Source organism: Pseudomonas sp. BIGb0381 (genome assembly GCF_024809815.1).
GTDB lineage: Bacteria > Pseudomonadota > Gammaproteobacteria > Pseudomonadales > Pseudomonadaceae > Aquipseudomonas.
In genome coordinates this window covers 147,400-171,681 of the sequence record NZ_JANUEN010000012.1, presented here as the reverse complement: position 1 = coordinate 171,681, position 24,282 = coordinate 147,400, and the positions used below count along the sequence as shown (strand labels likewise).

Here is a 24,282-nt window from a genome sequence, read left to right as displayed (position 1 = left end):
GGTCGCCTTCGATCGTTTCGCAGAGCAATTCTGCGTCGTTTTTACTTTTTCTTACGGATGTACAACACGAGATTGTGGTCGACCAAATCGAATCCATGCTCCTCAGCAATTTCGTGCTGGAGCTTTTCGATTGCAGGGCTGGTGAACTCGATAACCTCATTGGTATCCAGGTCAACCATGTGATCGTGATGACCACCGTCAGCCAATTCGAACACTGCATGACCGCCGTCGAAATTATGACGAACCACCAGCCCTGCGGCTTCAAACTGGGTCAGTACACGGTAAACCGTGGCCAGGCCGACGTCCTCGTTAGACTCCATCAGCGCCTTGTAAACATCCTCGGCACTCATGTGGCGCTGCTCAGCAGAATCGAGCATTTGTAGAATCTTGACTCGTGGCAGAGTCACTTTAAGACCGGCTTTGCGTAGTTCGCTATTTTCAACCATGGTTAGCTTTCTCGCGGATGCTGCTTCGCAGCTTCTCTTAATACGGGTATGATCGGCGTTTACGTTGTCCCAGCCAAGATAGTGGAAGTCGCCCACCGATGCAAAACACCAAGCTCTTGCTAACCAGTTTCACCCTTGTGGGACTGCTCGCACTCGCCGGTTGTTCATTCCCCGGGGTTTACAAAATCGACATCCAGCAGGGCAATGTCGTCACGCAGGACATGATAGACCAGTTACGCCCGGGAATGACCCGACGGCAAGTACGGTTTATTATGGGCAATCCCCTGCTGACCGACACTTTTCACGCCGATCGCTGGGATTATCTCTATAGCCTGCAACCTGGTGGCGGTGAACGCCAACAGGAGCGCGTCAGCGTCATTTTCAATGGCAATGACCAGCTTGTCAGCCTGTCGGGTGATTTCATGCCAGGCGTAAGCCGCGATCAAGCACTGCTCGGCAACGATAACGGCGCGAATGTGACTGCACCTGTGCAGGAAAGCGAGAAGCCGAAGTCCGAAGTACCAGCCAAGCCAGGCTCCTTGCTCGACAAGATCCAGAAAGACGTCGACGGGGTCGAAACGGTCCCTGTCCCGACGCCCCAGCCTCTGGACACCAGCCCGCAGTAACATTGTGGCGCATATAAAAAGCCCGGCATGCCGGGCTTTTTGTTACCTGTCCTGTCGTTCAGCCAGCCTATGGATTCTGCCGCTTTGCCAACGCCGCCTTGGCCGCACGCAGTCTGCGCACTTCTTTAGGATCCACAAGCAAGGGCCGATAGATTTCAATGCGATCGCCCGATTGTACGGGACGCACCTCAGCATCCGTGACGACCCTACCGAATACCCCCAAAGGGCAATCAGCCAGATCCAGCTCAGGAAACTGCACAGCCATCCCTGACAACTGCACTGCCGCGCGCAAACTGGTTCCCGAAGCCACCGTCAACGCCAGCAAAACCTGGCGATCCTCGGCGGCATATACCACCTCAATCTCAACCATGCAGCTGCTTGGCTCGCTGGCAGAATGCATCCACCAGGGTATTGGCCGCCTGATTGAACAACGGCCCCAATGTCGCCCGCACAATCGGCCCAGCGTAATCAAACGACAGGTCCAGGCTGATCTTGCACGCCTTGTCGGTAAGCGCCTTGAACACCCACACACCATGCAGCTGGGTAAACGGCCCTTCCTGCAGATTCATCTCAATGGACTTGCCCGGCACCAGTACATTACGCGTAACGAAGTGCTGACTGAGTCCGCCTTTCGCCACCCCGACACTGGCAACCATATGCTCATCACTGCTTTCCAGCACCTCGGCAGTTGAACACCAAGGCAGGAATTCCGGGTAACGCGCCACGTCGTTGACCAGATCATAGAGCGCCTGCGCCGGATAGGGCAGCAGGGCCGAACGTTGAATATGCGTCGTCATGTGTGCGTGATTTCCACAGCTGAGCGGCAAACATCGCGAAAGAACAGTCGGATCCGCGAAAGAAAAAAACCAAAGAACTGCCCGTATTGTCCGGGATTCGACCAACACGCTCAAGCACGCAGGTTGACCGTAGCCGACACGCTCGCAACTCCCTATAATGCCGCCCCTATGGCTAAACAAAAGAAACACCCCACAGGGACCATCGCGCAAAATAAAAAAGCGCGACACGATTACTTCATCGAACATCGGTTCGAGGCTGGTCTGGTCCTGGCCGGCTGGGAAGTAAAGAGTCTGCGTGCCAGCAAGTTGCAACTGGTCGACAGCTACGTATTGCTCAAGGATGGCGAGGCATGGCTGCTCGGCAGTCATATCACCCCGTTGACAACCGCGAGCACCCACGTGATTGCCGACCCGGTGCGCACGCGCAAACTATTGCTCAATGCCCGCGAACTGGAAAAGCTCGCCGCAGCCGTACAACAGAAAGGCTACGCCTGTATCTGCCTGTCCTGGTATTGGAGCAAGCATCTGGTCAAGTGCGAGATCGCACTGGGCAAGGGCAAGAAGGAATACGATAAGCGTGATACAGAGCGCGAACGCGATTCCAACCGCGAACTGCACCGCGCCGTGCGCAACAAGGGCAAGGAAGAATAATCCTTGTAACTATGTAGCCTCGGGACTTCCCCCCGGCTACATCCCCTTGCGCCGTTCCGCACGCGCCACGCGCTGAACCTCCTGACGCACTTCCTCCAACACTTCCTGCACGTACTCCAGGTGACGTGTCGAGACGTCTCTCGCCTGCTCGGCCCGCCCCTCAATAATCGCCAGGTACAGTTCCCGGTGCTGGCTGATCAGCATGTCACGGGTCTCTGTACGCTGCTGATACATGCCACCAATGTTGGTCACCACGTTACGCTTGAGCAGGTCGAACAAACCGCGAATGGTGTGCAACAACACCGCGTTATGACTGGCCTCCGCAATAGCCAGATGGAACCTCGCATCCGCAGCACCCTCCTCGACTCGACTCACTTCATCTACGCGGGTATAGCAATCCTGTAGCGCGTCGAATGCAGCGGTCAGCCGCTCACGGTCGACCTCAGTAGCTCGCAATGCTGCGTAATAAGCACAGGACGCTTCAAGGGTCTGACGAAACTCCAGCAGGTCACGCTGGGCCTCGGGATTGTTTTCCAACAGGTGCAACAGCGGGTCGCTGAACGTCGAGCCCAGTGACTCGGCAACATAATTGCCCCCACCCTGACGGCTCACCAACAAGCCCTTGGCCGCGAGTTTCTGAATCGCCTCCCGCAATGAAGGACGCGACACACCAAACTGCTCAGCCAAAGCGCGCTCGGCCGGCAAGCGTTCACCCGACTTCAGCGTGCCCTCAAGGATCATCCCCTCAAGCTGCTCGACAATATCGTCAGACAAACGGCGCTGACGCACCTGATCAAACCCCATAACTCGCTCTCCATCATCCCGACCACTCGCCGGGCCCTCTATTCTGGCCTATCGCCGCCCTTCCAGCACCTATCAGAACCGCTTCGACTCACCCAGCCAGATCATCTCGCCCACCGACCTACGACCAAAGTTTCGCGAGCGGCAAATTGACACATCTTCAGAAGGCTTTTAACCTAGCCATCAGCGATTGTAAATTGGTATTACCAATTATCCAAATCGACTATGAAGTGCCTGACCAACAACAATTAGGGGCCACCCCATATGCAAACCTGGCAACAGCTCTACAGCCCGCTCGGCAGCCTCGGCCTGTCCGCATTGGCCGCCGTTATTCCGATCGTGTTCTTCTTCCTGGCGCTGGCCGTGTTTCGCCTCAAAGGCCACGTGGCCGGCAGCATCACCCTGGCGTTATCGATACTGGTGGCGATCTTTGCCTTCCAGATGCCAGTGGACATGGCGCTGGCCGCTGCCGGTTACGGTTTTGCCTATGGCCTGTGGCCTATTGCCTGGATCATTGTCGCGGCGGTGTTTCTCTACAAACTCACCGTCAAGAGCGGCCAGTTCGAGATCATCCGCAGCTCTGTCCTGTCGATCACCGATGACCAGCGCCTGCAGGTGCTGTTGATCGGTTTCTGCTTCGGCGCATTCCTGGAAGGTGCCGCCGGTTTCGGCGCGCCCGTGGCAATTACCGCCGCACTACTGGTAGGCCTGGGCTTCAACCCATTGTACGCAGCCGGCCTGTGCCTGATTGCCAATACCGCGCCCGTCGCCTTCGGGGCCCTGGGAATTCCAATCATCGTGGCAGGGCAAGTGACCGGAATCGATGCTTTCAAGATCGGCGCCATGACCGGTCGCCAGCTGCCGCTGCTCTCGCTGTTCGTGCCGTTCTGGCTGGTATTCATGATGGATGGCCTGCGTGGTGTTCGCGAAACCTGGCCGGCGGCGCTGGTCGCGGGCCTGAGCTTTGCCATTACGCAGTACTTCACGTCCAACTTCATCGGCCCGGAACTGCCGGACATCACCTCGGCCCTGGCCAGCCTGATCTCTCTGACTCTGTTCCTGAAAATCTGGCAACCCAAACGCACCGCGGGCGCGCAGATTGCCGGCGCCACTTCCGACGTAGCGATTACCGCCAGCGCCGGCGGCTTCGGCCTGCCGCGCAGCACCGTCGCCTCACCTTACAGCCTGGGGCAGATTTTCAAGGCCTGGTCACCGTTCCTGATCCTCACCGTACTGGTCACCATCTGGACCCTCAAACCGTTCAAGGCGATGTTCGCCGCAGGCGGCTCGATGTACAGCTGGGTATTCAACTTCGCGATCCCCCACCTGGATCAAATGGTGATCAAGGTTGCACCCATCGTGACCAACCCGACTGCGATTCCGGCGATATTCAAGCTGGACCCGATCTCAGCGACTGGTACCGCGATTTTCTTCTCCGCACTGATCTCGATGCTGGTACTGAAAATCAACGCCAAGATTGGTCTTACCACCTTAAAAGAGACGTTCTACGAGTTGCGTTGGCCGATCCTGTCTATCGGCATGGTGCTGGCATTCGCCTTTGTCACCAATTACTCCGGCATGTCTTCGACCATGGCGCTGGTATTGGCCGGCACCGGCGCAGCCTTCCCATTCTTCTCGCCTTTCCTCGGCTGGCTGGGGGTTTTCCTGACAGGCTCCGACACATCCTCCAACGCCCTGTTCAGTTCGTTGCAAGCCACCACAGCGCACCAGATCGGCGTCAACGACACGCTTCTGGTCGCTGCAAACACCAGCGGTGGCGTGACCGGCAAAATGATCTCGCCGCAATCGATCGCCGTGGCCTGCGCCGCTACCGGACTGGTGGGCAAAGAATCCGACCTGTTCCGCTTCACCCTCAAGCACAGCCTGTTCTTCGCCACGATAGTCGGGCTGATCACCCTGGCCCAGGCCTACTGGTTTACCGGCATGCTGGTGCACTAAAGCCGTAGCAATAGGGTCATAACCGACGCCGGGTTGTAACCTCGGCGTCGGCTTTGCGCAATCGTGTCAATACGGCGCCCAGGGGGGTGCTGATCCTGGAGGACCAATGAGTCTGCCTGCCGCTTTCCTTGCTGACGTCGCACAGTTGATCCCAAAAGATCGGCGTTTCGACGATCCACTGTCCACCCTCGCATTCGGCACCGATGCCAGCTTTTACCGACTGGTTCCACAGCTGGTGATCCGCGTGGAGTCAGAAGACGAAGTGGTGGCGCTGCTGAAAACGGCCCAACGCGACCGCGTGCCGGTGACCTTCCGCGCGGCCGGCACCAGCCTGTCCGGACAAGCGATAAGCGACTCGGTGCTGATCGTGCTGGGGGACAATTGGAACGGCCGCGAGATTCGCGGGCAAGGCACTCAGATCCGCCTGCAACCCGGCGTAATCGGCGCACAGGCTAACACCTGGCTGGCGCCATTCGGGCGCAAGATCGGCCCAGACCCGGCGTCGATCAACGCCTGCAAAATCGGCGGTATCGTAGCCAACAACGCCAGTGGCATGTGCTGCGGTACGGCACAGAACACCTACCACACCCTGGCCGGGATTCGTCTGGTCCTGGCCGATGGCAGTCGCCTCGATACAGAAGACTCGACCAGCGTTACGGCGTTTCGTGAACAGCACGGCGCACTGCTTGAGCGCCTGGCGACACTGGGTCGTGAGACGCGGGCAAACGCCGAATTGGCAGCAAAAATACGCCACAAATATCGTCTGAAAAATACCACCGGCCTGTCACTCAACGCCTTGGTGGATTTTGATGATCCGCTGGATATCCTCAGCCATCTATTGGTGGGCTCCGAGGGTACCCTCGGGTTTATCAGCGCAGTCACCTACGACACCGTGATCGACCACCCAAACAAGGCGTCGGCGCTGATTGTGTTTCCGGATGTGGAGACCTGCTGCAACGCAGTCACCGTACTGAAAACCCAACCGGTGTCGGCCGTAGAGCTGCTGGACCGACGCAGCATGCGCTCGGTGCAGGACAAACCGGGCATGCCCGCATTCGTACAGCACTTATCAGAAAATGCCTGCGCCCTGCTGATTGAATCCCGCGCCGCATCTTCGTCATTGCTGCATGAACAATTGGCGCTGATCATGGCGTCGCTGACCGGTTTCCCGGTGGAGAAACAGGTCGACTTCACCGAAGACCCGGTGGAAAACGCCCGCCTGTGGGCAATCCGCAAGGACACCTTCCCCGCCGTTGGTGCTGTACGCAAAACCGGCACCACGGTGATCATCGAAGACGTCACCTTCCCGGTCGAGCAACTGGCCATTGGCGTGAACCGCTTGATCGAACTGTTCGACAAACATCACTACGACGAAGCCATCCTGTTCGGACATGCCCTGGAAGGTAATCTGCACTTTGTGTTCACCCAAGGCTTCAACAGCGCGGAAGAAGTCACACGCTATCAAGCGTTCATGGATGACGTCGCGCAATTGGTGGCCGTGGAGTTCGGCGGCTCGCTGAAGGCCGAGCACGGCACCGGCCGCAATATGGCACCCTTCGTCGAGCTGGAATGGGGCAGCGACGCCTATCAACTGATGTGGCAACTCAAACGCCTGCTCGATCCCAACGGCATTCTCAACCCGGACGTGGTGCTCAGCGAAGACCCGCAGATTCACCTCAAGCACCTCAAGCCGCTGCCTGCAGCCGACGAGCTTGTGGATAAGTGCATTGAGTGCGGCTTCTGTGAACCGGTATGCCCATCGAAAGGCCTGACGTTGAGCCCTCGCCAGCGCATCGTAATCTGGCGAGATATACAGGCGAAAAAACGCGCCGGCGTCGACACCTCCGAATTGGAAGCGGCCTACCACTATCAGGGCATCGACACGTGTGCCGCTACCGGCCTATGCGCCCAGCGCTGCCCAGTAGGAATCAATACCGGCGACTTGGTGAAAAAACTGCGAAGCCGTGACGCCGACCGTACGAAAACCGCCGAATGGCTGGCCACCCATTTCGCCACGGCACTGCAAGGTGCGCGCTTTACCCTGCATGTAGCCAATGGCGCACGCATGCTGCTGGGGGCACCTCGCCTGGCGAAGCTGTCGGCCACCGTGACCAAGCTCTCCAAGGGGCAGATCCCGCAGTGGAGCAACGCCATGCCACAACCGGAAAAAGCCATTCGCTTCAGCCCGGTAGTGACGGATGAGCGGCCACGGGTGGTCTACCTGGCGGCCTGCGTCTCACGCGCCATGGGCCCGGCGGCCGGTGATAAAGAGCAGATGTCGCTGTACGAAAAAACCCAGACACTGCTGGAAAAAGCCGGTTACCAGGTCGTGTTTCCCGACAATCAGGACAACCTGTGCTGCGGCCAGCCCTTCGCTTCCAAAGGCTACGCCGAACAGGCAGAACACAAACGCCAGGAATTGATCGGTGCCCTGCTCCATGCCAGCCGCGGCGGCCTGGACCCGATTTATTGCGACACCAGCCCCTGCACCCTGCGCCTGGTGCAAGACCTTGGCGAAACGCGCCTGGACCTCTACGACCCAGTACGTTTCATCCGCACGCACCTGATGGACCGTCTCGATTTCACACCGCAAGAAGCGCCGATCGCCGTACACGTCACCTGCAGCACCCAACACCTGGGAGAAAGCCAGGCCCTGATCGACCTGGCCCGCCGCTGTGCCAAAACCGTGGTGATCCCGGAAGGCATTCACTGCTGCGGATTTGCCGGCGACAAAGGTTTCACCACGCCGGAACTCAACGCCCACTCGCTGCGCTCCCTCAAGGATGCGGTGCAATATTGCAGCGAGGGCATCTCCACCAGCCGCACCTGCGAAATAGGCCTAAGCCAGCATGGCGGCATCGATTATCACGGATTGGTGTACCTCGTGGATCGCGTGACCCAGGCCCGCGCCCATTAACCCCGCAAAAAAACAGAACCCCTGCGCGCTGGCGTAGTCATCTGCATAGGCCTCGACGAACGAGGCCCATCAGTGATGTCGCTGGCAGCCCTTGAACGCCAGCAGCGTCGAGCCCTTTTGCGCAAGGAGATACCCTATGAAGCGTTCCGCTCTTGCTGGCTTGTTCATTACCGCTGCGATGCTGGCCTCCCCTGTTTTCGCAGCGGGCGAGCCCGATCTGTGCAAGATCAACCTGGACAAAATCAACAACGGTAAAGCGCTGCTCGCCACCGACACCAGTGGCAAAAGCGGTGAAATAGACACAGCCGTCTCCCAGGCCAAGGCCGCCCACGCCGCCGGTGACGACAAGAAGTGCATCGAGATCACCTCAAAGGCCTTGCAAGACCTGCAGAACATCGACAAAGGCAGCCAATAAACGATAGGGCCAACCTTCGGGTTGGCCTTCCGTGACCGTTTGGCGTACACTGCACAGGCTTGTCACTCACTATGAAACAACGAGTTACAAGCACGGGGCCGTTTAGGATTCGACGCCGGTCGCGAAACTTTAGGTGCATGCCGAGTTGGTAACAGAACTCGTAAATCCACTGTTGCAACTACTTATAGTTGCCAATGACGAAAACTACGGCCAGGAATTCGCTATCGCTGCGTAAGCAGCCTTAGACCTGAGCTTCTGGTACCTTCGGGTCCAGCAATCACCAGGGGATGTCTGTAAACCCAAAGTGATTGTCATATAGAACAGAATCGCCGTGCAGTACGTTGTGGACGAAGCGGCTAAAACTTACACAACTCGCCCAAAGCACCCTGCCCTTCGGGTCGCTGAGGGTTAACTTAATAGAAACGGCTACGCATGTAGTACCGACAGCGGAGTACTGGCGGACGGGGGTTCAAATCCCCCCGGCTCCACCAACTTTACATCTAAAGACGTCCACGGACGTCTTTTTTTGTGCCTGAAATTCAGTAAATACAAGGGTTTCGGGGCCATTGAGGGCTTTCGAGGCTTTTAGTGTTCCAGGCGATTTGGTACTCCCAGTGATATTCCAGTCAGGGTCTTAATAGCCCGGATGATCCCTAACCACACGCCGGTGGCCACTTGCAGGCTGGTGGCCGTTTTGATGATGCAATCTGCCCGCCTAAGCCTTATCAATGCAGATATTAGCCAACGAAATCCCCCCCCCTCCTGCTTCACGAGAAGACTGGTTCTGTCCGAGCGCGAACGCCTGCGGCAACCATCAGGACGATGGCGGGCACAATAACCACGCTGGCCGATAGCATCGCCCCCTTGAATCCGGCCACATTCAACGCACCTCCACCGATAATCACACCCAGCCCGATCGCGCTATTCAGTACAGCGGTATGGATTGCCGTGGCCGGTACCGTGTGATCACCGGCAATCCTCAACACCCAGGTCTGCAGGCCAGTAAACAAAGCGGAAATGGCCACCCCCCAGATCACCAGCAAGATAACCACCGGCGCGATGCCCAGAAGAGGACCGTAAATGCCCAGGGTCACGAAGGCCAATGCCATCGCAATCAACGCTATCAGAATGAAAGCGCTCAAGTAGCGATCAATAAAGAGCGCACTAAGCAGATTGCCGAGGAAACCTGCGGCCCCGAAGGCGAACAGCAAGACAGCAATCAAGTACGCCGTAATCCCAGGTACCTGGCCAATAAACGGTTCGACGAAAGTGTAGGCACCAAAATGCGCAGCCGCTGTCAGGCCGGTAATGACGTAAGTGATCAACAGATCCTTACGCCGCAGCACCGCTGCGAACCCGACACCCCTGGCAAGCGAATGAATCTGCATGCTGGGAAGCACCAGTGCTATCGCACCGGCGCTGGCAACACACATCAAGGCCAGGCACACAAAGGCCGTGCGCCAGCCATCGTATTGGCCCACCAGATTGATCAACGGAACGCCCATGACCGTGGCGATCGTTATGCCGCCCAACACGATCGAGGTGGCTAGCCCCATGCGATGCAGCGGCACAATATGCGCGGCAGTGGCAGCCACGATTGCCCAGAACACACCATGGGCCAATGCGCCGACGGCGCGGGCGCCGAGCAACGTCGAAAATTCGGGGGATAACGCCGCCAGGCCGTTGGATACGGCCAGTATCAGCATCAACGCGATCAGCAGCGTCTTGCGCGGAATCCAGCGGTTCAGCCAGTTGGATAACAAGCCGCTGGCAGCGCCGATCCATGCGTACAACGTCACCGTCAGCCCGACGGTAGACGGGGGTTGACCCAGGTCGGATGATATCTGCGACAACAAACCAATGGGGGCGAACTCGGACGTCACCATCGTGAACGAGGCCATACACAGCACACTGACTGCACACCCTATCCGCAAGGCTGAGCTGACCATCGATAATGTCCATCCCTGTTCACTGCTGAGTCATGGTGAAGCCACTCGCGTTGCCGGCGCTGCGCGGGTGGGTTCGACACCTTCTACGTTAGATATCCACGGACACATCATACTCGGCGAGCCGAAGGCCGAAACATCGTCCAGATACGTTGAAGGTTAACCGACTGGCGACAGCGTTCGCGAGCGTCGCCAAACCGCCTGCTTGCCTGTGCTTCTCAAGCCAAAGCCGGGTTTATCTCCAGTGAGGGACGCACTCCAATCAGGTTCGTCTTCCAATCATTATGCCGGGTCACAAAACCCCAGGGCATGTGAACTTCAATGCACGCCCGCCTTATCAGTTACGACGTGCGCTGCATGACAACCGGCGTTGCAGTAGAAAGACAGCACTCAAGTTAGGCGAACTCGGAAGTCGTCACTTTCAACTCGGGGCTGGCGGCACCGCAGGACGGGCCTTCGGAATTTTCCCGCAAGATGTCGCGCGCTTGATGAACTGGCGCGCTGTGACTGACGCGGATAGCCTCCCCCAGTCGCTGCAAAATCAGCGACCGGGTTTAGCAGCTCGGTTAATATCAAGGCCGGCAAAGCCACCCTCCGTTCCAACGATGCTTCTCGCGTCGGCTGGTTCGCGTTATGGCGGCTGTGCGTGGGGCACTTTCGGGTGCGCCGGGTTCCTTGATTCCTGGTCTGCTAACCCGCGCTCAGTCGCCACCCTTTTCGTTTAGCAGCGATGTCTGGCGACTCCATCAATCAAGGAGTTTCAGCCATGACAAAAATCACCCCCAACCCCCCTTCTGCTACCCTCTTCACCCTTGCCCAGGACATCTCCCCCGAAACCCTGCTGATCCAGGCCAGCGAAACCCTCGCCTCACTCAACGCCATGACCACCGACCTGGCCTTCGAACTCGAAGGCGCCAACCGTCACAAGTTACTGGGCGCCCAACAATTGATCGTGCTGGGTGAACTGTTGGTCGAGCGAGTGCTGGTACTCACCCAAGACGCGCAAACATTCCAGTAACCAAAAAGGCCGAGGCGCATTCCGCGTCTCGGCCTTTTGATGGCATCGAAGTATTTCTTGTCGAGCAGGTCGTTGACGTTCAGCGAGGCCGATCGTGTCGAGTGCTTCAAGCCCCCGCAAACGGGTTTCCAATCTTAATCATTATCAACACTCAAACCAGCAAGTTAGCCAACTAACTAATTTCAAACATCCGCCTGAATAGCTAATCATCCGCGTCGCTATTGCTTTAACGATAAACCTCTCGATTATTTTTATTTCACATATATTTTACATTCCCCTACATATGCTAATGTCATTACGACATCAACGCTATTCCAACCAAAATCAAGGGGTGTGTATGGCAGGTGTAATGGCATCCGTTAACAGCCGTACACAACTGGTAGGCCAGAACAGGCTCGAGTTATTGCTATTCCGGTTCAATGACCACCAGCTGTATGGCATCAACGTCTTTAAAGTCAGGGAAGTTATCCGCTGCCCTAAGTTATCTCTACTACCAAAGTCTAATAACAACATTTGTGGCGTTGCCAATATCCGCGGCGCTTGCATCCCTATTCTAGACCTCGCGATGGCAACAGGACTGCCCGGCATCACGGATAAAGAAAGCGCCTTTATTATACTTACGGAGTACAACAACCGCGTTCAGGGTTTCTTGGTCTATGCGGTTGAGCACATCGTCAATTTGAACTGGGAAGACATTCATCCGCCCCCCAAGGGCAGCGGTGACAACAATTACCTGACGGCCGTTACACGTGCCGATGATCGTCTGGTCGAAATCATCGACGTGGAAAAGGTGCTGACGGAAATCTCGCCATCATCCGAAGAAATATCCATTGGCGTGGTGGATGACGCGGTCACCCAGCAGGCCAGGCACCTGCGTGTGCTGACCGTGGATGACTCGATGGTGGCGCGTAAACAGGTGACCCGCTGCCTGGAGACGGTAGGCGTCGAGGTGGTCGCCTTGAACGATGGCCGCCAGGCGCTGGATTACCTTCGGGCCATGCTCGACGAGGGGCGCAACCCGGACGAGGAGTTCCTGATGATGATTTCAGACATCGAAATGCCGGAAATGGACGGTTATACCCTGACCGCCGAAATCCGCAGCGACCCGCGCATGGCCAAGTTGCATATCGTGCTGCACACCTCCCTGTCGGGCGGTTTCAACCAGGCCATGGTCAAGAAAGTCGGGGCCGATGACTTCCTGGCGAAGTTTCGCCCGGATGACCTGGCAGGCCGCGTAGTCGCGCGTATCAAGGCTGCGAGCCCTATCTGAAGCGCAAAACAACAAGATTCAAGCCAAGGAGGCTGATGGGAAACACATAACAAAAACATCAACAGAGGGCATACCATGTTGAAGTGCAATGAGCTCAACCTTGAGGCGCCTGACGGCGAGGAAAAGCCATTTTGGCGGGGCGGCGCAAAGTCTGAGGCGCCGTGCGCCTTGGGCTGCGGTGCTCAGCCGGCCGCGCCTGCCACGGCGGCTGCGCCAGCTAACCCAGTCATCCAAACATCCATGCAAGACGAGTTGGTCGCCGCACAGGAAATCTGTAGCCGCGCCAAGACCGCCGTTGTCGAAATGTTCGGCCATGTCCGCATGGGCCGGGCCCTGGAGCTTGAACACATCAGTGCACTGGTGGACGACATTTCGAGCTCGATCGCCCGCCATCCCGATGCCTTTATCAGCCTGGCACGCCTGAAAAGCATCGACGACTACACCTACATGCATTCGGTCGCCGTGTGTGCGTTGATGATTGCCTTGGGTAATCAATTGGGGCTGTCCACCGCAGTGATTCGGCGCGTCGGGATGGCCGGGCTGCTGCACGACATCGGCAAAATGGCCATACCGGGCGCCATCCTCAACAAGCCCGGCCGGCTGAGCAGTGACGAATTGCAGCTGGTGCGCACCCATCCATTGGAAGGTGAAAAAACCCTGCTGGCGGCCTCGCAGATGTGCGAAATGGTCGTGGATGTGTGCCTGCATCACCACGAAAAAGTCGACGGCACCGGCTACCCCCATCAGTTGGCGGGGGACCAGATCAGCCTGGTGGCCCGGATGGCGGCGGTGTGCGATGTCTACGACGCAATCACCTCGGACCGCTCCTACAACCAGGGCTGGGACCCGGCCATCGCCATCCAGAAAATGTCCACATGGGACGGGCATTTTGATGACGAGGTATTCAGCGCGTTTTTAAAGTCCGTGGGTATTTACCCGGTCGGCTCTATCGTTCAATTGAAAAGTGGCAGTATCGGCGTCGTGATAGAACAACATCCCGACTCTTTATTGACGCCAAAAATAAAAGTGTTCTTCCTGCCCGTTCTAAATCTCTATGTCACACAGAAAATAATAGACCTGAGTGATCCCGCACAACCCGACCGGATTGTCGCGCGAGTACCGACCCAGCGTTACGGCTTTAAAAACACCGAACGTTTATGGCTCGATGAAGAGATGCCCAAAGAGCATTAAGCAATCCCCAGCGCTGTACCGCATGTCTATGCCTAAGCAGCCAATGATAAAACACTATGCCTTGCGCAAAGAAAGTACCGAAATGTCGACATTCGATGATGTTGGCGACTATTTAGCATGGGCAGGAAACATCATGAAATTCAACTCATTGCAGACTCGAATTTGCTTCACCGCCGGGCTCTGCCTGTTTATCTCGTGTGCGAGCCTGGTCTTATATGGCCTTTATTCCTCAACCGCCAATCAAGCCTATGTCGGCACGGAAGTTTCAACCCTGATTGAAAGTGCCACCATCCGCGAAGTGCAAAACCTGGCCGAGTCGCGTGCCAATGCCATCCAGGCAAAACTTCAGAACGCCTTGGATTCGGCACGCACAATGGCCAACACGCTGGGAGCGAGTAAAAGTGCCCAGAGCCCGCTGACCCTGGGCCGTGAGCAGATCAATACGATGCTGCTCAGCGTGCTCAAGGACAACCCCGACTTCAACGGCACATATTCATGCTGGGAGCCGGATGCGCTGGACGGCCAGGATCAAGCCTTTCGTATCAATGAGGGCGGTAACAACCCGTTGACGGGCCGCTTCACCCCCTACTGGACACGCAGCTCGGATGGCAATATCGCCGTGCAACCGCTGGTTGAGTATGACTCCGATGCCCGCCACCCCAATGGCGTGTTGAAGGGCGGCTGGTACTCCGGCCCTCGGGACACCCAGAAAGAAAGCGTCCTCGACCCGCTTCCCTATGTGGTGCAAGGCAAAAATGTGTGGCTGACCACGCTATCGGTACCTATCACCGCCAATGGCAAGTTCTACGGCGTGGTCGGTGCTGACTTCGACATCTCGTTTATCCAGAAGCTCAGCGAGCAAATGTCCGCCGACCTGTATGGCGGCAAAGGCTCCGTGGCGATCCTGAGCCATCAGGGGTTGGTGGTGGCCGACAGTAAACGCCCGGAACTCATTGGCCAGTCACTGAAAGCGTTGTTGCCCGGCTCTTGGGAGAACGTGTTGAGCAATGTACAGAAGGGTAAGGGAGACAGCCGGTTCAACCCGGACTCCCAGGAAATCGAAGTGCAGATGCCGATCAACCTGGGGCGCACCGGCAAGCCCTGGGCGATCGTGATCCACCTGCCCAAGGCGGTGGTCATGAGCCAGGCCCTGGCCCTGGAGCAGGAACTGCAGTCACGCGGCGTCAAGAGCAGCATCTGGCAGGTCTCGGTCGGCGTGGGCATCTCCCTGCTGGCATTGCTGGCGCTGTGGTTTGCCACGGCGAAAATCGTCGGCCCGATTCGTGAAGCCGCCGCCCTGGCCGCCAACATCAGCCTGGGTGATTTCTCGCGCCGGCTGGTGCAAAAATCTGAAGATGAAGTGGGCCAATTGTCCTTTGCCTTGAACGATATGTCGGAAAGCCTGCAACGCCAGGTGCGCGTGGCCGAGCGTATTTCCGAGGGGGACTTGGATCTGGAAGTACGCCTGTCCTCGCCCAATGACACCCTGGGCAAGTCGCTGGAAAAAATGGTCGGCAACCTGAACAACTTAATTTCCCAGGTACAGGCCAGCGCCACGCAAATCACCGGCAGTTCCGCACAGGTCACCGAGTTAAGCCAGTCGCTGTCCGACGGCGCGTCCAATTCCGCTTCGTCCATCACCGAAATCAGTGCGGTGATGACCCAGATGGCGGCGCAGACCACCGACAACGCCGCCAATGCGAAAAAAGCCGACGAGCAATCCCAGGCTTCGCGCGCCGATGCGGGAGAAAGCGACAAGCTGATGAGCGAATTGATCGCGGCCATGGCGGAGATCGACAACTCGGGCAAAGACATCACTGCCATTATTACCACCATCGACAACATCGCCGCTCAAACCAACCTGCTGGCGTTGAACGCGGCCATCGAGGCGGCACGCGCCGGCGAACTGGGTCGCGGTTTTGCGGTGGTCGCCGATGAAGTCAGGAGCCTCGCCGCCCGTAGCGCCGAAGCCGCCCAGCAAACTGCCGCGCTGATTGCCGACTCTTCGACCAAGACCCAGCGCGGCATGATCATCGCCGGCCGCACAGCCGACTCGTTGCGAAATATCGTCACCGGCACCAGCACGGTGTCCAGCCTGGTGTCGTTGATCTACCAAGCCTCCAGTGAGCAGGCTTCCGGCCTGCAACAGGCGAGTATCGGCCTGGAGCAGATCGACGAAGTCACCCAGCAGAATCAGGTCAACTCCCAGCAATGCGCGGAGGCGGCCAAGAACCTGTCGGAACGGGCCAACTCCATGCAACAGGGCCTGAGCCGGTTCAAAGTCAAAGCCTCGTAATGCCTCACGCGAAGCCAGGGGACGTTACCCCTGGCCCAGCCCCTTAAATCCACTCTTCGTTCATCAAATATTAAGAATCGCCTCCCTATACTCGCCGATTGCGGGCCGTTCCCCCGAGCGGTCCCCTGCCCCGGTAGCCACAACTCATGACGCGCCCCGCTCCCCTGCTGCTCCTGCTTGCTGGTCTGCTGTTCTTCTTTGCCCTGGGAAACCACGAACTGCAAGGCTCCACCGAAGCCCGCGTCGCGGGGATCGCCATGGCCATGCACCTGGACAATGATTGGGTCGTGCCGCAACTGTTTCGTGAACCCTTCCTGGAAAAACCGCCCCTGAGCCTGTGGCTGGACGCCGGAGCGATTCGCCTGTTCGGTGGCACGCCTGGGGCGGTACGCCTGGCCTCGGCATTTGCCGGTCTGTTCAGCGTGATGCTGTTCTATGGAATGCTGCGCCGGTTCGGGCGCCCGAAAACATTGGCCTTCAGCGCGGCGCTGATCCTGGCGACCATGGCCAGCTACTGGAGCAATGTGCGCGGCGTGGGGGAAGACTCACTGCTGAGCCTCGGCGTGACCACCGCGCTGCTGGCGTTCTACCAGGCGATGCGGCCTGAGTCCGAGCGCCAAGGCTCCACGACCTGGGCCTGGGCGCTGTTTACCGCCGGGATGGCGATCGCCACCTTGAGCAAAGGCGTACTGGGCCTGGCGATGCCGGGCATCGTGATATTTGTGTACCTGGCCAGCACCAGCCTGATGGACAAGCGCCTGCGCATCGCCGACTGGCTCAAGCCGGCGCTGTTCACCCTGCTGGCATTGGTGCCGCTGATGATCTGGCTGGGCTTCCTGTTCCAACGCGGCGGAATGCAGGCCGTGGGCGAAGTGCTGTGGACCAACAGCGTCGGGCGCTTCAGCGGCTCGTTTGTGGAGGCCGGGCACTACGAACCGTTCTACTACTACATCGCCAAGCTGCCCGAGGCCTTCCTGCCGTGGAACATCCTGGTGTACCTGGGCCTGTGGCATTTCCGTAGAAGCCTGGTGCGCAACCGCTATCGCCTGTTTTTCAGCGTATGGCTGGTGGCGCAATTCACCCTGCTGACGCTGGCCTCAAGCAAGCGCACGGTTTATCTGATGACCCTGACACCGGCCGCCGCCGTACTGGCCGCAGAATATGCCCGGGTGTTGCTGGAATGGCTCAAGGATCACAAGCCGGCGTTGTACCGCTACCACCGGCACGTGATCGGCGGTGTCTTCAGCCTGCTGATCGCCTGCTATCTGGTGACCGCATTCTGGTTCGCGCCAAAAGCTGATGCGCGCCAGTCATTCGTACCGGTGATCAGTCAGGTCCAGGCGCTGCAGGCGCAAGGCAAGGAAGTCGCGCTGTTCCAGCCCAACGAGCGGATCGCGGGGGCCGGCGTGTTCTACATGAAGGGGTACCTGAAGATCCTGCAGACGGAACCCGACCTGCACCGCTACCTCGCGGCCAAGCCCGGCAACGTTGCGCTGCTGGACCATACCAACGACTTGACCGCCAAGGTCACGGTGATCAAGGAGATGGCAATCAACCGCCAGCCCTACTACTTCATCGAGCAGTAAGGCCGGCGCGGGCATCAGTGTTTGGTGACCTTGTCCAGGTAACCCATGGCGAACGCCGAGATCACGAAGGTCATGTGAATGATCACGTACCACATCAGGTGTTGCGGATCGACGTTCTTGGCGTCCATGAAGATGCGCAGCAAGTGGATGGAGGAAATCGCCACGATGGAGGCCGCCACTTTCATCTTCAGCGACGAAGAGTCCATGGTGCCCAGCCAGTTGAGCTTTTCCTTGTTTTCATCGATATCCAGCTGCGAGACGAAGTTCTCGTAGCCGGAAATCATCACCATCACCAGCAAGCCGCCGACCAGGGCCATGTCGATCAACGACAGCAGCACCAGGATCAACTCGGACTCGGCCATCGAGAACACGCTCGGCAGCAGGTGAATCACTTCCTGGAAGAATTTCAGCGCCAGCGCCAGCAACCCGAGGGACAGGCCGAAATAGATCGGCGCCAGCAGCCAGCGCGAGGCGTACATAGCATTTTCGATAAAGCGTTCCATTGGATCTCACACAGCATGGCTAGAAATGGCGGCGAGTATACCAGCCGCTATAAGACACCTGTAACCACGAGAAAACTGACCTGGGCGGCATCTGTAAGAGAATTTTTCTGCTAGTGTCGAGCCCAATAACTCGGCTCGATGACGTCGGACAGGAAAAAACTCAGATGATGGATGTGCGATCCCCTTTGGCCAGCGTTGGCCTATGCGCCGCATTGTTACTGGCCGGCGGCTGTTCCCCAAGCGATGAGCAGAAACAGGCCACCCTCGAAGAGAAAACCGCAAAGTTCGAACAGTCCCTCGACAGCATCCAGGATCCGAAACTGCGCGACGCCATTGCCGACCTCGGCGGCTCGCTGCTGCTGCTGGAACGGGCGCGGGTCAAGCTGGCCACCAAGCCCATAGAAGCCGAATACGGCGAAGACACCCTCGCCCTGCTCAAGCACTACCCCACGCCGCAAGGGCTGGTGGACACCTACATCAATGGCTTGTTCGTACTGCGCAAAGCCTCACATTCGGACTACCTGACCGACCTGCAGCCGGTCTTCCCGTTCAACTTCAATGTGCCAGACCAGTTCCCCTTCCCCCACGGCCTGGAATGGCAATCCGTCACCTTGAGCAACAACAAGGTCGTGCCGTTCCAGCCGGAATGGTCGGAAACTGATCCCGGCATCCAGTTGAGCCCCAGCAGCTCCAACCTGACCAACCCGGATGACCTGACGGTCACCTATCCGTTCATCGATGGCATCGAGACGGAAAACAAAAGCCAGCCGCAACCCGTCCGCCTCAAGGGCACGGTAGAAGTGATCGCACCGGGCAAAGCGCTGACTTTCGATTTGTCGAAAAAGGACGTGGGCCACAAACGCACCGAAGGCAATATCACCGTCAACCTGCTGCTCCTGGAAAAGAACTACGCCGAAATCGAACTGACCAACAGCCAACCGCTGGCACCCGAGGTGGGTGACCAATCGCCTAACCCCTTGCTGGTACAGGCGCGGGACAGCACCGGGCAATTCCTCACACGCTCGGGTTCGATCAACGAAAGCAGCGCGCAAGTCGAGTTCTACCAGAAGCAATTGGCCGAGATGCAAAAACAGAAGGCCTGGTCCGACGCATTTGAAAAGCAACTGGTCGATGAGCAGAAAGCCTTCGAACACAAGCAGAGCAGCCATTACGCCAAGGTCTATTTCAATGGCCTGATCGACACCCTGCAGATCAACGTGCTGGATTTCTCCACGGCCACGGTCACCCGCAAGGACCTCGACCTGCCGGTCCTGCGCTTCGACAAGAACAGCCTGGAAAAGACCGTACAAGCCTTGCCCATGCCGGTCACCGTGTATGACGACGGCGCCGCCAGCTGGCTCAAGGATGCATCGTTGAGCGAGGAACAACTGAAGAACAGCGTCACCATCAGCCAGTCCGTCGAAGATGCCAGCGCCGCCCATATCGTGTTCGACCACCCATTCACCTTCAATGACGACCTGGTGGGCAGCGAGCGCAACAGCAGCGAATCACCGGTGACGTTCTTCACTGCCGACGAGAAAGGTGAACGCGGCGAGCCTATTGAACTGCCGACCGAGGCGTATGAATTGAACCCGGCCCGCGGCACTCTCACCTACGACCTCAACCTGTTCCCGGAAAACCCGGCGTTTGTCGTGGGTTCGATCCCGTTGTTCCTGGCGACTATCGAGAAAGGCGACATCGATGCGGCCAAGCTGCCTAAGGGGTTGTCGCTCAAGGACAACGCACTGATCGTCGACCAAAAGGAATTCCCTGCCGACAGCTGGCGCTTCTACGCCAAGGACGCCAGCGGCAACTACCTCAAGGAAATCCTCGGCGTCAGCCACCGCGCCGAGGAATACGGCACGGCCTTGTTTGACGTGCATTATTTCTACGGCCAGCCGACGGCACTGGAAAGCTACCAGCGCACCGACCTCAGTACCGTGCAATACGGCTTTGAGGTCAAATTGGACAAGCCCGAGAGCAAATAAACGCGCCTACAGCGCCAGTTGCTCATGGCTGCCATTGAGCTGGCGGAGATGGGCCTGCATGTGCAGGCACCAGATCTGCGGGTCACCCGCCAGCTCATAGCCGTGCAGGGTCAGGCTTTCGACGATCGATTGCAGCATGGTTTCTGCCACGAAGGGCCCATGAAACGGACCCTGGGATTTGATCGTGGAAGGTTGTTCGCCGGTCATTCCAGCGGCAAACAACAAGGTCCACATCCCGTTATCCCCCGCGAGAGGGCGAACGGAACATTCGATTCGGGTAACCAGGCCGAAGCACTGGCGGGTAAGGCAAAGGTTGCGCGGCATGGCGGCGACCCTCGGTAGATCGGTGTTCAACCTCAACCTATGGCGAGGCTGTTTCTATCCAGCGACTCCTGTGGATATCCCTACGCTCAGAATAGAAGAAAAACACGACAAACCAAGGCTGTAGGGACCAACGGACATTAGTCCCCCAGAAGGAAGTCAATTTAGTGACGCAACCAGATCCAAATGTGGGAGGGGGCTTGCTCCCGATGCAGTGTGTCAGTCGACATCTACATGACTGTCCTATCGCAATCGGGAGCAAGCCCCCTCCCACATGTTTGATCCGGCTGGCCTCAGAACTCAGGTGGGCTTGGCTTCGGCCAGCGCCTGCTGCGCCAGCTCCTTCTCCGCTTCCTTCAGGTCTTCCTCGCTGATCATCTCGGCAATCGCGCGCAAGCGCTCGACCACGCGGGCATTGACGGTGCCCTCCGGGAACTGGCCCTCGGCGTCCGGCTCACCGGCATCCTCGCCCACCAGCAGGCTCAACGCCTCATCCGCCTGACGCACCGCATAGATATGGAATTGCCCGGCGCGCACGGCCTGCAACACCTTCTCATCCAGCATCAATGTGGCAACGTTGGCCTGGGGAATGATCGCCCCTTGCTCACCGGTCAAACCGCGGGCTTCGCACAGGCGGAAGAAACCTTCGATCTTCTCGTTGACCCCGCCCACGGCCTGCACTTCACCAAACTGGTTGATCGAACCGGTGATGGCAAAACACTGCTTGAGTGGCGTCTTCGATAAGGCCGAGATCAAGGTGCACGCCTCGCCCAGGGACGCGCTGTCACCGTCCACGTAACCGTAGGACTGTTCCAGCGCGATACTCGCCGAGATCGCCAGCGGGAACTCCTGGGCATAGCGGCTGCCCAGGTAACCGGTGAGGATCATCACGCCCTTGGAGTGAATCGGCTGCCCGAGGTTAACTTCACGCTCGATGTCGACAATGCCGCTGCCGCCCGGGTACACCGTGGCGGAAATCCGTGCCGGCACACCGAACGCCGAATCACCGACCTCCAGCACCGTCAGCCCGTTGCACTTGCCGACCGCCGCGCCGGCGGTGTCGATCAGGATTACCCCGGCGAGCATGTCGTCGAGAATCCGCGCCGACACACGCCCGGTACGCGTGGCCTTGGCCTTCAGTGCACGCTCGATATGGCCAGCATCGGTCATTTCATCGCCTGCCAGGTGACGGATAAAATCCGCCTCACTCACCAGCTGGAACAAATCCCCGATACGCGCCGACAAACGGCCCTGGTGCTCTGCCAGCCGTGCGCTGTAGGTGGCCAGGCGCGCCACCGCGTCAGAGGTCAGCGGCGCCATGCCTTCTTCCGAAGTGCGGGTTTTGAGCAACTGGGCGAACTGCTCCAGGCTCTCGTCCACCATCGGGATGTCTTCGTCGAAATCCACCAGCACCCGGAACATCTCCTGGAAGTCCGGATCGGCGTCCTGCAGCGCGTAATACAACTGGCGCGAACCGATGATGATGACCTTGACCTGCAGCGGGATCATCTGCGGGTTAAGGGTCACGGTGGCCAGGCGGCCCAGTTCGCCCAGGGGCGATTCCATCTTCAGCTTGCGTGACTGCAGGGAACGCTTGAGGGCGTCCCATACAAACGGCTCGCTGAGCATCTTCTCGGCTTCAAGAATCAAAAAGCCGCCGTTGGCACGGTGCAACGCCCCCGGGCGTAACTGGCGATAGGTGGTGTACAGCGCGCCCTGGTCGGTGCTGTATTCGATACGGCCGAACAGGTTGTCGTAGGTTGGGTGCGGTTCAAACACCACCGGCGCGCCACCGTTGACCGCATGGCCCACCACCAGGCTCGGGCAGTATTGCTCTTCGAGCAGCTTGCGGGCCTGGGCGTCGGTCTTGGCGTCGTCCACCAGTTGCTCCACCACGGTTTTCAGCAGGTACACCTGCATGGCCTGCAGGTAACCGCAGACACCGGCGTTTTCCGCGTACTTTTCCGACAGCGGTGCGAGCAAAGGTTGCAGGGCCAGGGTGATGGTTTCTTCGTTGAACTGACGCAGTTGGTTGTTGGACTCGCGCTTCCACTGAGGGAGGCTGGCCAACTCCTCGTTGAGGCGTTCTTCCAGCTCGGAAATATCCGTGTGGAAACGCTCGCGATCCACTTCCGGCAGCTGCGAGAACTCGGCCTCATCCAGGGCCTTGCCGTCGAGCATCGGGGTGAAGGCGATATTTGAGCTGTCGCGGTACAGCGCCACGTCCTTTTCCAGGGCCAGGCGTTCGATCACGTCCAGGGCCTTGTCATAGCGCTGGTTGAAGGCGCGGTCGATGGCACTTTTGCGCTGTTGATACGTCGGGTGTTCGAACACCGCCGGGAAGGTCGCGACGAGGTTGTCGACCAGGCCATTGATATCGGCAATGAACGCCGCCGCACCGCCGCCTGGCAATTCCAGGGCGCGGGGTTCGCGAGGCTCGTCAAAATTGTTCACATAAACCCAGTCCGCCGGGGTCTGCAGGCGCTTGCCCTCGGCTTTCAGGTAGCGTTTGACGAACGAAAAGCGGCCGGTGCCCGGCTCGCCCATGACAAATACGTTGTAACCGGGGCGTGGCATGGCCACACCGAACTGCAACGCTTCAACCGCGCGTTCCTGGCCAAGCACACCGCGAAAGGGCTCCAGATCATTGGTGGTCGAGAAGCTGAACTGTTCAGCGGAGAAAGGGCGAGTCAGCGCTTCGGGCGCTAGACGCAAGCTGGCAGCAACAGGATCAGGCATCGGGCTTCCTTACATCAGGCGGGGCAGATGACGGCATTCTGGCTCTCCGTTGCGCGCTCTGGCAAGGCGAGCCGTAGGGAAAGCATAGACACGGAACATACCCTACAAAAAAACGCGACATTGCTGATTGTTTTATAAAAACACACGGAACCCTTGGAACGTGCCTAAACTCCAAACTGCGCGGGTTGGACTAATAACCGATCCCAGGGGCGCTATGAAGTGCCTGAACCCTTGTCCATTGGTTTGCACACAAAGAGAACAAAGCTATGAAACGGATCCTTCTCGGTACTCTCTTCACCGTCGTCTCCCTCAATGCAATGGCTGAAGCACCAGGCGGCCCGAACTGCGGTTGGGGCAACATGTTGTTCGAAGGCCAGCGCGGTACTCCGGCGCACTTCCTGGCTTCCACCACCAACGGTACCTCGGGTAACGCCACCTTCGGCATGACCTCGGGCACCAACGGCTGCAGCACCAACAGCGCGCTGACCTACGGCGGCAAGTCCTGGATTGCCATGAATGGCATGATGAACGAGCTGTCCGAAGACATGGCCAAGGGCAATGGTGAAGCACTGACCACCTACGCCGTGGTACTGGGCGTTGCTCCGGAAGATCGCGAGCACTTCGCGGCTGTGGCTCACGAGCACTTCCAGCAAATCTTCAGCAAGGCCGATGTGACCGCTGAAGACGTGCACAACAACACCCTGGCTGTACTGAAAGGCGATGCCCGTCTGGCGAAATACGCTACCCAGGCTTAAGCTCGACCTGCCCGCGCCTCCCCAGGCGCGGGTTTTATTTTTGGACCCGCCTCCCTT

20 protein-coding genes and 1 other RNA gene are annotated in these 24,282 nt (G+C 58.3%); 13 read left to right on the top strand and 8 right to left on the bottom strand.

Annotation, left to right across the window (positions count from 1 at the left end; all coding sequences use genetic code 11):
• Positions 1-41: 41 nt before the first annotated feature.
• The gene (gene fur / locus M2397_RS26360) at positions 42-446 is read right to left on the bottom strand and encodes a ferric iron uptake transcriptional regulator (RefSeq protein ID WP_010562662.1); all 405 of its coding nucleotides are present in this window, start codon (positions 444-446) and stop codon (positions 42-44) included.
• A gap of 98 nt (positions 447-544) precedes the next feature.
• Here fur and M2397_RS26355 point away from each other — a divergent pair, with 98 nt between their 5' ends.
• Positions 545-1,072 carry an outer membrane protein assembly factor BamE gene (locus M2397_RS26355; RefSeq protein ID WP_131699394.1) on the top strand — a complete coding sequence of 176 codons (528 nt, stop codon included), beginning with the start codon at positions 545-547 and terminating at the stop codon, positions 1,070-1,072.
• A gap of 67 nt (positions 1,073-1,139) precedes the next feature.
• Here M2397_RS26355 and M2397_RS26350 read toward each other — a convergent pair whose 3' ends face one another.
• Together M2397_RS26350 and M2397_RS26345 are read right to left on the bottom strand one after the other, a co-directional pair.
• On the bottom strand, positions 1,140-1,442 hold the full coding sequence (locus M2397_RS26350) for an RnfH family protein (RefSeq protein WP_259244743.1): 303 nt from the start codon (positions 1,440-1,442) through the stop codon (positions 1,140-1,142).
• Positions 1,435-1,869 (bottom strand): type II toxin-antitoxin system RatA family toxin, encoded by a 435-nt coding sequence (locus tag M2397_RS26345; RefSeq protein WP_005791512.1) that lies wholly within the window; start codon positions 1,867-1,869, stop codon positions 1,435-1,437. The genes M2397_RS26350 and M2397_RS26345 overlap by 8 nt, the downstream gene beginning before the upstream one ends.
• Positions 1,870-2,037: 168 nt before the next feature.
• Here M2397_RS26345 and smpB point away from each other — a divergent pair, with 168 nt between their 5' ends.
• Positions 2,038-2,520, top strand: coding sequence for an SsrA-binding protein SmpB (gene smpB / locus M2397_RS26340; RefSeq protein WP_003176160.1), 483 nt, complete (start codon positions 2,038-2,040; stop codon positions 2,518-2,520).
• Between the two features lie 36 nt (positions 2,521-2,556).
• Here smpB and M2397_RS26335 read toward each other — a convergent pair whose 3' ends face one another.
• Positions 2,557-3,324, bottom strand: coding sequence for an FCD domain-containing protein (locus M2397_RS26335; protein WP_131699392.1), 768 nt, complete (start codon positions 3,322-3,324; stop codon positions 2,557-2,559).
• 261 nt (positions 3,325-3,585) lie between these two features.
• On the opposite strand from M2397_RS26335, the gene M2397_RS26330 reads away from it, so the two are divergent.
• The 4 genes from M2397_RS26330 (at position 3,586) to ssrA (ending at position 9,103) form a co-directional block, all read left to right on the top strand.
• The gene (locus M2397_RS26330; RefSeq protein ID WP_131699391.1) at positions 3,586-5,280 is read left to right on the top strand and encodes a lactate permease LctP family transporter; all 1,695 of its coding nucleotides are present in this window, start codon (positions 3,586-3,588) and stop codon (positions 5,278-5,280) included.
• Positions 5,281-5,386: 106 nt separating this feature from the next.
• Positions 5,387-8,197 (top strand): FAD-binding and (Fe-S)-binding domain-containing protein, encoded by a 2,811-nt coding sequence (locus M2397_RS26325; protein ID WP_259244742.1) that lies wholly within the window; start codon positions 5,387-5,389, stop codon positions 8,195-8,197.
• A 136-nt stretch (positions 8,198-8,333) separates the two neighbouring features.
• Complete coding sequence (locus M2397_RS26320; RefSeq protein ID WP_131699389.1) at positions 8,334-8,612, top strand: hypothetical protein; 279 nt, start codon at positions 8,334-8,336, stop codon at positions 8,610-8,612.
• A 94-nt stretch (positions 8,613-8,706) separates the two neighbouring features.
• Positions 8,707-9,103, top strand: a transfer-messenger RNA (tmRNA) gene (ssrA, locus tag M2397_RS26315).
• 276 nt (positions 9,104-9,379) lie between these two features.
• Here the strand turns inward: ssrA and M2397_RS26310 are convergent.
• Complete coding sequence (locus M2397_RS26310) at positions 9,380-10,513, bottom strand: MFS transporter (RefSeq protein WP_259244741.1); 1,134 nt, start codon at positions 10,511-10,513, stop codon at positions 9,380-9,382.
• Positions 10,514-11,324: 811 nt separating this feature from the next.
• Between M2397_RS26310 and M2397_RS26305 the strand changes: the two genes are divergently transcribed.
• The 5 genes from M2397_RS26305 (at position 11,325) to M2397_RS26285 (ending at position 17,919) form a co-directional block, all read left to right on the top strand.
• Positions 11,325-11,576 carry a DUF6124 family protein gene (locus M2397_RS26305; protein WP_167656453.1) on the top strand — a complete coding sequence of 84 codons (252 nt, stop codon included), beginning with the start codon at positions 11,325-11,327 and terminating at the stop codon, positions 11,574-11,576.
• 337 nt (positions 11,577-11,913) lie between these two features.
• Positions 11,914-12,846 (top strand): chemotaxis protein CheV, encoded by a 933-nt coding sequence (locus tag M2397_RS26300; protein WP_145336607.1) that lies wholly within the window; start codon positions 11,914-11,916, stop codon positions 12,844-12,846.
• 75 nt (positions 12,847-12,921) lie between these two features.
• Positions 12,922-14,037 carry an HD-GYP domain-containing protein gene (locus tag M2397_RS26295; protein ID WP_259244740.1) on the top strand — a complete coding sequence of 372 codons (1,116 nt, stop codon included), beginning with the start codon at positions 12,922-12,924 and terminating at the stop codon, positions 14,035-14,037.
• Positions 14,038-14,170: 133 nt separating this feature from the next.
• Positions 14,171-16,333, top strand: coding sequence for a methyl-accepting chemotaxis protein (locus tag M2397_RS26290; protein ID WP_145336611.1), 2,163 nt, complete (start codon positions 14,171-14,173; stop codon positions 16,331-16,333).
• 146 nt (positions 16,334-16,479) lie between these two features.
• A complete protein-coding gene (locus M2397_RS26285) occupies positions 16,480-17,919 on the top strand; it encodes a glycosyltransferase family 39 protein (protein WP_131699352.1) in 1,440 nt (479 codons plus the stop codon).
• A 14-nt stretch (positions 17,920-17,933) separates the two neighbouring features.
• Here M2397_RS26285 and M2397_RS26280 read toward each other — a convergent pair whose 3' ends face one another.
• Positions 17,934-18,422 (bottom strand): TIGR00645 family protein, encoded by a 489-nt coding sequence (locus M2397_RS26280; RefSeq protein WP_017253710.1) that lies wholly within the window; start codon positions 18,420-18,422, stop codon positions 17,934-17,936.
• Positions 18,423-18,586: 164 nt separating this feature from the next.
• Here M2397_RS26280 and M2397_RS26275 point away from each other — a divergent pair, with 164 nt between their 5' ends.
• Positions 18,587-20,410 (top strand): hypothetical protein, encoded by a 1,824-nt coding sequence (locus tag M2397_RS26275; protein ID WP_131699351.1) that lies wholly within the window; start codon positions 18,587-18,589, stop codon positions 20,408-20,410.
• 6 nt (positions 20,411-20,416) lie between these two features.
• Here M2397_RS26275 and M2397_RS26270 read toward each other — a convergent pair whose 3' ends face one another.
• Together M2397_RS26270 and M2397_RS26265 are read right to left on the bottom strand one after the other, a co-directional pair.
• Positions 20,417-20,734, bottom strand: a complete 318-nt coding sequence (locus tag M2397_RS26270) for a hypothetical protein (protein WP_131699350.1) — start codon at positions 20,732-20,734, stop codon at positions 20,417-20,419.
• Positions 20,735-21,031: 297 nt separating this feature from the next.
• Positions 21,032-23,470: a Lon protease family protein gene (locus M2397_RS26265; RefSeq protein ID WP_065938302.1), complete on the bottom strand. Its 2,439-nt coding sequence runs from the start codon at positions 23,468-23,470 to the stop codon at positions 21,032-21,034.
• Positions 23,471-23,736: 266 nt separating this feature from the next.
• Between M2397_RS26265 and M2397_RS26260 the strand changes: the two genes are divergently transcribed.
• Positions 23,737-24,225 carry a DUF3015 domain-containing protein gene (locus M2397_RS26260; protein ID WP_027605327.1) on the top strand — a complete coding sequence of 163 codons (489 nt, stop codon included), beginning with the start codon at positions 23,737-23,739 and terminating at the stop codon, positions 24,223-24,225.
• Positions 24,226-24,282 lie beyond the last annotated feature (57 nt).

What these genes read in the sequence shown, in the direction of transcription:
- fur (WP_010562662.1), bottom strand. Translation starts at nt 446, where the DNA reads ATGGTTGAAAATAGCGAACTACGCAAAGCCGGTCTTAAAGTGACTCTG.
- M2397_RS26355 (WP_131699394.1), top strand. Translation starts at nt 545, where the DNA reads ATGCAAAACACCAAGCTCTTGCTAACCAGTTTCACCCTTGTGGGACTG.
- M2397_RS26350 (WP_259244743.1), bottom strand. Translation starts at nt 1,442, where the DNA reads ATGGTTGAGATTGAGGTGGTATATGCCGCCGAGGATCGCCAGGTTTTG.
- M2397_RS26345 (WP_005791512.1), bottom strand. Translation starts at nt 1,869, where the DNA reads ATGACGACGCATATTCAACGTTCGGCCCTGCTGCCCTATCCGGCGCAG.
- smpB (WP_003176160.1), top strand. Translation starts at nt 2,038, where the DNA reads ATGGCTAAACAAAAGAAACACCCCACAGGGACCATCGCGCAAAATAAA.
- M2397_RS26335 (WP_131699392.1), bottom strand. Translation starts at nt 3,324, where the DNA reads ATGGGGTTTGATCAGGTGCGTCAGCGCCGTTTGTCTGACGATATTGTC.
- M2397_RS26330 (WP_131699391.1), top strand. Translation starts at nt 3,586, where the DNA reads ATGCAAACCTGGCAACAGCTCTACAGCCCGCTCGGCAGCCTCGGCCTG.
- M2397_RS26325 (WP_259244742.1), top strand. Translation starts at nt 5,387, where the DNA reads ATGAGTCTGCCTGCCGCTTTCCTTGCTGACGTCGCACAGTTGATCCCA.
- M2397_RS26320 (WP_131699389.1), top strand. Translation starts at nt 8,334, where the DNA reads ATGAAGCGTTCCGCTCTTGCTGGCTTGTTCATTACCGCTGCGATGCTG.
- M2397_RS26310 (WP_259244741.1), bottom strand. Translation starts at nt 10,513, where the DNA reads ATGGCCTCGTTCACGATGGTGACGTCCGAGTTCGCCCCCATTGGTTTG.
- M2397_RS26305 (WP_167656453.1), top strand. Translation starts at nt 11,325, where the DNA reads ATGACAAAAATCACCCCCAACCCCCCTTCTGCTACCCTCTTCACCCTT.
- M2397_RS26300 (WP_145336607.1), top strand. Translation starts at nt 11,914, where the DNA reads ATGGCAGGTGTAATGGCATCCGTTAACAGCCGTACACAACTGGTAGGC.
- M2397_RS26295 (WP_259244740.1), top strand. Translation starts at nt 12,922, where the DNA reads ATGTTGAAGTGCAATGAGCTCAACCTTGAGGCGCCTGACGGCGAGGAA.
- M2397_RS26290 (WP_145336611.1), top strand. Translation starts at nt 14,171, where the DNA reads ATGAAATTCAACTCATTGCAGACTCGAATTTGCTTCACCGCCGGGCTC.
- M2397_RS26285 (WP_131699352.1), top strand. Translation starts at nt 16,480, where the DNA reads ATGACGCGCCCCGCTCCCCTGCTGCTCCTGCTTGCTGGTCTGCTGTTC.
- M2397_RS26280 (WP_017253710.1), bottom strand. Translation starts at nt 18,422, where the DNA reads ATGGAACGCTTTATCGAAAATGCTATGTACGCCTCGCGCTGGCTGCTG.
- M2397_RS26275 (WP_131699351.1), top strand. Translation starts at nt 18,587, where the DNA reads ATGATGGATGTGCGATCCCCTTTGGCCAGCGTTGGCCTATGCGCCGCA.
- M2397_RS26270 (WP_131699350.1), bottom strand. Translation starts at nt 20,734, where the DNA reads ATGCCGCGCAACCTTTGCCTTACCCGCCAGTGCTTCGGCCTGGTTACC.
- M2397_RS26265 (WP_065938302.1), bottom strand. Translation starts at nt 23,470, where the DNA reads ATGCCTGATCCTGTTGCTGCCAGCTTGCGTCTAGCGCCCGAAGCGCTG.
- M2397_RS26260 (WP_027605327.1), top strand. Translation starts at nt 23,737, where the DNA reads ATGAAACGGATCCTTCTCGGTACTCTCTTCACCGTCGTCTCCCTCAAT.